The sequence below is a fragment of the Fictibacillus gelatini DSM 15865 genome (assembly GCF_000430745.1).
GTDB lineage: Bacteria > Bacillota > Bacilli > Bacillales > Fictibacillaceae > Fictibacillus_A > Fictibacillus_A gelatini.
The window spans coordinates 1-2,060 of sequence record NZ_AUMP01000076.1; the positions used below are offsets into that span (position 1 = coordinate 1).

Annotated in this window: 3 protein-coding genes and 1 pseudogene; all 4 read left to right on the top strand. The window is 35.9% G+C overall.

The window, feature by feature from the left end; genetic code table 11:
* Nucleotides 1-824 (top strand): polymorphic toxin type 28 domain-containing protein (locus H538_RS26275; protein ID WP_051291553.1); only part of this gene is annotated, 824 nt, incomplete at its 5' end.
* Nucleotides 824-1,228: a contact-dependent growth inhibition system immunity protein gene (locus tag H538_RS0118110; protein ID WP_035351524.1), complete on the top strand. Its 405-nt coding sequence runs from the start codon at nt 824-826 to the stop codon at nt 1,226-1,228. The genes H538_RS26275 and H538_RS0118110, both read left to right, overlap by 1 nt.
* A 54-nt stretch (nt 1,229-1,282) precedes the next feature.
* Nucleotides 1,283-1,738 carry a hypothetical protein gene (locus H538_RS0118115; protein ID WP_026678784.1) on the top strand — a complete coding sequence of 152 codons (456 nt, stop codon included), beginning with the start codon at nt 1,283-1,285 and terminating at the stop codon, nt 1,736-1,738.
* A gap of 23 nt (nt 1,739-1,761) precedes the next feature.
* Nucleotides 1,762-2,060, top strand: a pseudogene (locus tag H538_RS24350) (hypothetical protein); the annotation flags it as partial.

Here is a 2,060-nt window from a genome sequence, read left to right on the forward strand (position 1 = left end):
TGGTCACAGATACGTTTGATATGGTAATGCATCCTCGAGAAACGCTTGAAGCGATTGATTATGCCGATCAGCACCGCATCGAGACCGCTATATATACGGGGGCTGCGATCTATGCTTCATGGAAACGAGATATTGTAAACGGAGACGCTTATAGCCGGGCGGAATATGTCGGGAATATCGCCGCTCAAATCGTCATTCCATATGGGGAATTTAAGCTGGCGCTAAAAATAAGCGACATAAGCAAAGTAGGCAGGTTAAAGGCATTAGGAAAACTTAAAGCTGCCAGGGATAAGTCAGTGGAATTTGTGCAAAGAGTGCAAAGGATTCGCACGGCTCCGAAAACGATTATGACAACACCGGATGGATTACATGTTCCGTCCAACGAGTTTTTGTCACAAGAAGAAATATGGCAAAGGTTTGCGAACGGTCCGGATGCGCCTGATGTGAATCATCGTATTCGTGGGGATGGGACTAAGGTTACTGGGAAAATTGTGAATGAGTTATCACGGGCTCAGAAGAGAAGTTTAGAAACTTTAGACAATATTATAGATAATCATCTTACTGAAAAAGATTTTTCAGGTACTTTAAGAGATTTACAGGGGAATCCTGTGCCTAAACCAGGTGGAGGCTATTGGAACCACTTGCAAGAAATGAAAGATTCATATAAAGGCTTAAAAAAAATCGAAAGAGGGCTTGAAGGTTCATTAAAAAATCCAAATCTTTCAGACGAAATAAAAATAGAACTAAATGAAGCACTAAAAAAGGTGAAAAAGAATATTCGAAAGATAGAAGATTTATTTGAACCGTACGGAGGTATAGAATAATGTGTAACAAGGACAAAACAATCAGGGAAATTTATAATATAACTACTTTTGAAAAAGAAACAGTATATTCACTCGATAGCTGGTATCAAAACTTATTAAATAAAAGAGCAGAGGAAATTGATATTAATGATGTTTCAAAAATGATCCGACAGAATATATTTACTGATTTGGCTATAAAAAAAGCAATTGAGTTTTTAGAAAAAGATCCTTTGGCTGGAGAATTATATGATGGTCAATTACTAGAAATACTATCTTCCGTTGATATAAACAATTCAAATGCATCTAATTTAAAACGGACGTTACTTGATATTTATGAAGATCTTGAAAATCTTGATTGGTTATGCAAGGAAGATTATGATGATTATGTTACTACTCTTAAAAACTTTTTAAATAAATTTAAATGATTTTGAAATTGAACTATTGATACACAAGAGTCCTTGAAAATAGGGGGAGCAAATCTGCAGAAAGTATTTGAAGATTATTTAACTGAATTACAAGCGGATATAGTTGCTATTTGCTTAGAATATGTAGAAAATCAGGCTGATGATATATATATTTATTGCTCATATGAACCTGAAATATATGCGTTTGACGTTTTTTATAAAATTAATGGAAAAGTCGTTCTTAAAAATAATGTTAATGATGCAGTTGGAAAAGAAAAGTTTTATGACACATCGGAAGTTCGACAGGAGGCAGTTTTGGATATTGGAATCAAAAATTTGGAGGAAATCCATAAAAAGTGTATAGAATTTGGAAGAGAAATGCCAACAGAAATCAAATTACACTATAATGTGAAACAAAACAGCTTAAAAGGTCATTATAGATATGATTTGATTTATTCAAATGATGATGAACTCTTACCAGATGATATTTTTGACCAGTGGTATGAAGAAGTAAAAAAAGATAGCCAATAACCAAGTTTGAGACCTTGAGGATTATGCCGATCAAGGTCTTTTTAAGTGCGGTGGTTAGTACAAAAACGCTGGAAGCGATTGATTATGCCGATCAGCACCGCATGGAGACCGCTATATATGCGGGGGCTGCGATCTATGTTTCATGGAAACGAGATATTGTAAACGGAGACGCTTTTAGCCGGGCGGAATATGTCGGGAATGTCGCCGCTCAAATCGTCATTCCATACGGGGAATTTAAGCTGGCGCTAAAAATAAGCGACATAAGCAAAGTAGGCAGGTTAAAGGCATTAGGGAAATTGAAAGCGGCCAAAGATAAATCGGT

Excerpts from the sequence above, each read along its gene's own strand:
- H538_RS0118110 (WP_035351524.1), top strand. The coding sequence starts at position 824 with ATGTGTAACAAGGACAAAACAATCAGGGAAATTTATAATATAACTACT.